Source organism: Marinobacter excellens LAMA 842 (assembly GCF_001574445.1).
GTDB lineage: Bacteria > Pseudomonadota > Gammaproteobacteria > Pseudomonadales > Oleiphilaceae > Marinobacter > Marinobacter shengliensis.
Map to the genome: position 1 here is coordinate 1 of NZ_LOCO01000046.1, position 4,890 is coordinate 4,890.

3 protein-coding genes are annotated in these 4,890 nt (G+C 55.2%); all 3 read left to right on the forward strand.

Annotated features, from left to right (window positions below; genetic code table 11):
• Positions 1–143: 143 nt before the first annotated feature.
• Positions 144–1,391, forward strand: a complete 1,248-nt coding sequence (locus tag J122_RS19830) for a hypothetical protein (RefSeq protein ID WP_035232415.1) — start codon at positions 144–146, stop codon at positions 1,389–1,391.
• Positions 1,391–3,754 carry a hypothetical protein gene (locus tag J122_RS19835; RefSeq protein ID WP_058091257.1) on the forward strand — a complete coding sequence of 788 codons (2,364 nt, stop codon included), beginning with the start codon at positions 1,391–1,393 and terminating at the stop codon, positions 3,752–3,754. Before J122_RS19830 ends, J122_RS19835 begins: the two co-directional genes overlap by 1 nt.
• 322 nt (positions 3,755–4,076) lie before the next feature.
• Positions 4,077–4,890 (forward strand): IS21 family transposase (istA, locus tag J122_RS19840; RefSeq protein ID WP_156471802.1); only part of this gene is annotated, 814 nt, incomplete at its 3' end.

Genomic DNA, 4,890 nt, shown 5'->3' on the forward strand with positions numbered 1-4,890 from the left:
CGTATCATTCCTCTGTTGGTTGTGATCTTGGCGGTGATCAACCAACAGGATACGCCACCCCTTCAACCTGCTTCCATACACCAGAAATCACCATAACTCGTCGAACGCCCCTGATGTCGATTGAATTCAGTTAGGAGCAGAACGTGACCGGAACTAAGCGAACCCTAAAATTTTTACGCGTTGCGCAACTAAGACTTGAACGGTTAGATACCGAGGTTGAGGACGTGATCCTCGGCTCCTACTCTGGACTACGTAGGCCAGAACTCCTCACTGAAGACGCGCTTCTAGCTGTGGCCAGTCACTATCCTGTTTCGGTTTGCAAGACCAGGAATGGCGATTACCGTGTCGTCGGAAACGCGCACGTAGCTGCACTCCTGAAAGTATTCGCTCCGGATAACAAGGTTCAGGTTCTCGTGTGGAAGCACCGAGAAGCTGAAAGTCAGCAGGTTTCGCGATTACTGGCAGCGTTGCTTTTCGGGCTGGGCTCGCAAAATGCTTTCCTTCGACTCTGGGCCAGTCTTTCGGATGAGGAGCGCCGTTGGATCTCACCTTCTCTCAACACTCGAGTGGGGCTGGAGGAGTTCGCCGGCATCAGCCGCAAGCTCAAAATCCAGGATGAGGAACCGGTTCTCGTTCCCGGACTGGCACGGCACTTACTTCGGCCGGACGAGAGCGAGGAGCCTGAAGTTGACCATCATGACGCGCTGAGTGAGGTTGATCACCCCGACTTGGAAGCGGGTGTTGCTGAGGCGGGGGCTAGAACCTCAAGTGCCGATATCAAGCCTGTATTTCTGGACCCCCGCACCCGCTCAATTTTTGAACACCTACTAGCCTCCGGCTCTGAACAGCCAGGCCTCCAGAGCTCGTCGCCAGCTGTCCCTGACTACCTGAGCGATGCCCTACGCCAGGTAGAACTGTTGGGACAGGATAACGATGGAACTGTGCAACCCGATGATGTAGCTGACGATGCCCCAGCATCGAAAATCCTCGACGCGGTCAAAGCTCATTTCACGGTTATGTGGCAACAGGCTGCTGAAGAAAGAGAGTCGGGGTTACGTCTACAGCTCTGCGCGACGCTCACCGCTTCTTGTATCGAGTGGCTGAATGATCTCCATAGCGACAGTCTCCTCAAACAGTTTTCCAATCCGAAGAATGCCTGGGCCGCTATTTCGGCGTTGTCACTCGACACCATCGGACAGTTAGCGCCGTTCTCACCCAACGCTGAAAGTCTGCTCCACAAAGTTCAGGACACATCTCAACAGTGTGACGACGGTAACCCTGACAGCAAAGCCGAGCGGCGGCACCTCAAGAACCTGGAGAAATATCTCACGGGTTATCTAACGGCGAAGGCTCAGATGCGTCTTCCCCTCAACGACGCGGAGGTCGCGTGATGGCATTGAAATTTGACCCCAATAACCCCGAGGCTCTCCTGATCGAACTTGTGCAGCCTCGATCAGACTGGCTCGGGATGGATAGCATCGTAAGTCTGCTACCACGCTTGGTGAAGGCATTTGAAGAAATTTCGCAGCCGATCGACGGTGCGGACGCATTTCTGGAATGGTTGGGTTGCGGTTCAGTAGAAACGAAGTATGAGGAACTTGCCCCCAACCGCCGGGGACCCCGGGGAATTGTCGGTGAATCTCCGCAGCATGCGGGGCTGTACAAACTCGCGAGGAAACCGGAGTGCTCTGAAATTAGACTGCAGGTTTCAGCGTATGTCATTAACACTGCCGCCGTTTGGCGAAAAGAATTAGTTCCTTCCGAAAAGGAGGGGTTTGACCGGCGGCTTGCTGATGCTTGGCGGGCGTTAAGGTTCCTATCGGACTCAGCTTTGGTGAAAGTGCCAAAGCCTCTAAACGATATAGAAAAATTTGAGCGACACTTTGCCCGAGTCAATGAGCACCTGGATCAACGGCAATTTGAAGGGCAGGACACACGTTACCTCAAAGAACTTCATGGATTTTTCAAATCTTATCTTGGTGAAGGGAAATTCGTTACTTACCAATCCGACAAACAAAAGTCACAACGCCGGGAAATACAGAAAACCGGTAAATGGACCCCTTTGGACAACGATGTTGATTCTGAGGTGGAAGGTGTTCAGGGGCGTACGGTCCACATTACGCTGCCGAAGCAGTCGGAGCGTGTGCATACGCAGTACCGGCGCGCTGGCAATGCGCCAGAGGAATTGATGAATGAGAGCGTTCTGATCTCACAGCGCGGAGCCGCCCTGAATACCGAGCGTGGTGAAACCCCCTCCATCGGACTCAGAAAACAGCAACCGAAGCGCGCAGCATACCGGCGTGCAAACAGTTTTCTACCAGGTCGTTGGGAAAGCCTCAACGACTATGAGCGAGGGCTGGTTTTGAAAGCCCTGTTTGAGAACAAGATGGGCTCTGAAAATACGCGCCTACATGTCCTGTTGATCCTCCTCACCGGGCGCTCTCTGGAATCTATATCGGAAACTGTGGTCGTCCAGAACCGCTCTCAAGTACCGGATAATGTGACAACAAATAAACCGGGATGTATCTACCTCGTCAGAGACGATCAAGCTTGGGCAGGCTTTGTTGCGGAGCCTCCGGAGCGTCGAAAATTAGCGAAAAAATGGGCGCCTCATATGGAGGTCACAAATAAGCTGTTTATCGGTCCGATTCCGGATGTTTTTTGGCAAATACTCAGGCCGCGGGTAGAACCGGTTGCAAGGCGGGCTCGAAAGAAGGACGGGATTCTTTTCGCGAAAAATCTTTCAACTGAGTCTGTGGCTGAGGAGATTGCGATTGAGATCAAAAAACTCAATAAGAGCACTGGTTCGAGGATTACCCTGAAACGAATTCAGACCTGCGTGTTTGAGGGGTTGATTCATCAAACCACGGATACGGTGGATGCGAGCCTGGTGACCGGGCGCACGCTACCCACCGGGCAATCGGCAAACCTCTACTACCACACCCGGGCGGTTGAGACGTTGGCGGCGGATTATGTCGATGTCGTGAATACCTGGCTGGTGAACCTGGGGCTCTCGTCGCCGTCGATGGCTCCCGCCAACCTCGATTTCGGTTTGCCGAGAGTGGGTTCTCCATTTTGCGTGCGTCTGGAGGTCATGCGAGACGTGGTTAGCCGACTGCGAGCGCAGATTGCCGAATACCGTAAAACGGCCTACTCCAGGGCCAACATCCGAAGATTTCATAATCTGTTTACAGCGTACGCCATCCTGCAGGTTATGTGGTCGACCGGTTTTCGGGCCGTTCGCGATCCGATCGCCCATCCATACGAGTTCAACGAGCGCCGGGGATTCGTAATTATTGCTGACAAAGTGGATGACAATCTCGGCCACTCTCGCCTGGTTTACCTGCCGGAGGTCGTTATCGATCAGCTTCGCCGCTATGAGACGCACCGGCAGCACATGAAGCTGCGCCTGAATGAGGTAGGCGTCGAAGCTCCCATTGAAACCTTCTTCGTTTTTCTTGATGCGAAACTCCAGTCAGAGTTCGCGACCCCAAAACGATTGGCGGATGAAATTCAATGGACGTTTCCGTGGCCCCTGAACGTCAACCGGCACACCCTGAGAGGCTTCCTGCGTGACCAGGGGGTTCCAGGTTATCTGGTCGACGTCTTCATGGGGCACTGGGGCGTGGGGACTGAGCCTCTCGCCAAGTTCTCATCGCTCGATCTTTTCGAGATGAAGAATCGGATTGTGCCGGCAACAGCGGCGTTGTTGGATGAGTTGGGGTTCGGGGTGGAGGCAGGTCTCGATGCGTGATGATAAAGCAGTGTTTGAGCCATTAAATAAACCAATTGATGCGTTGAAGAAGAGGCTTTCAGCGGCAAACCAAGGACCCTCAGTGGGCTCCGAGTACCGGGCCAATAATCGAAACGCCGAGAAACTCGGCCACCTGGATGCGTATTCCAGACCAAGGTTGCCACTGATTCCAGACGAAGTCTGCCACCCATTCCACGCGAAAGCTGCCACTAATTCCACGGCAAAGCTGCCACCCCAGCAGACTGCCTGAAGCTCCATCAAAATCGTCCGGCGCGGGATAACTTAACGGTACTCTGACCCTTTTCATCCGGAGATGGGCCAGATGCCAGCGAAGAGGTTATCCATGCGTAAAATCAAAGAAGTCCTTCGCCTCAAGTGGGAGCGAGGGCTGAGCAACCGCCAGATTGCGGCGTCCTGTGGCGTTAGCCGCCCCACCGTAAGCGACTACCTGCGCCGCACGGTTGAGGCCGGTCTGAGCTGGCCGTTGCCAGCGGATCTGGATGAGGCCCACCTGGAGCGGTTGCTGTTCCCGCCGCCACCGGACCTGCCAGCACAGGCCAGAGGTATACCCGACTGGCAACACATCCGTGACGAACTCACGGGCAAGAACGTCACCCTGTTCCTGCTCTGGCAGGAGTACCGGCAAGCCAACCCGGACGGTTATCAGTACAGCTGGTTCTGCGAGCACTACCGGGCCTGGCGGGGCAAGCTGGACCTGGTGATGCGCCAGGACCATCGGGCCGGTGAGAAGCTATTCGTGGACTATGCCGGCCAGACCGTGCCCGTCATTGACCGCACCACCGGAGAGATCCACGAGGCACAAGTCTTTGTCGCGGTGATGGGTGCATCCAATTACACCTACGCCGAAGCCACCTGGAGCCAGACATTGCCGGACTGGGTCGGCTCCCACATCCGGACCTTCGAGTTCCTGGGCGGAGTGCCGGAACTGGTGGTTCCGGACAACCTCCGCTCCGGCGTCAGCAAGGCCCATCGCTACGAGCCGGATCTCAACCCAACCTATCAGGACATGGCCACCCATTATGGCGTGGCCGTTGTCCCGACAAGAGTTCGCAAGCCCCGTGATAAGGCTAAGGTAGAAGGCGGTGTATTGATCGTCGAGCGCTGGATCCTGGCGG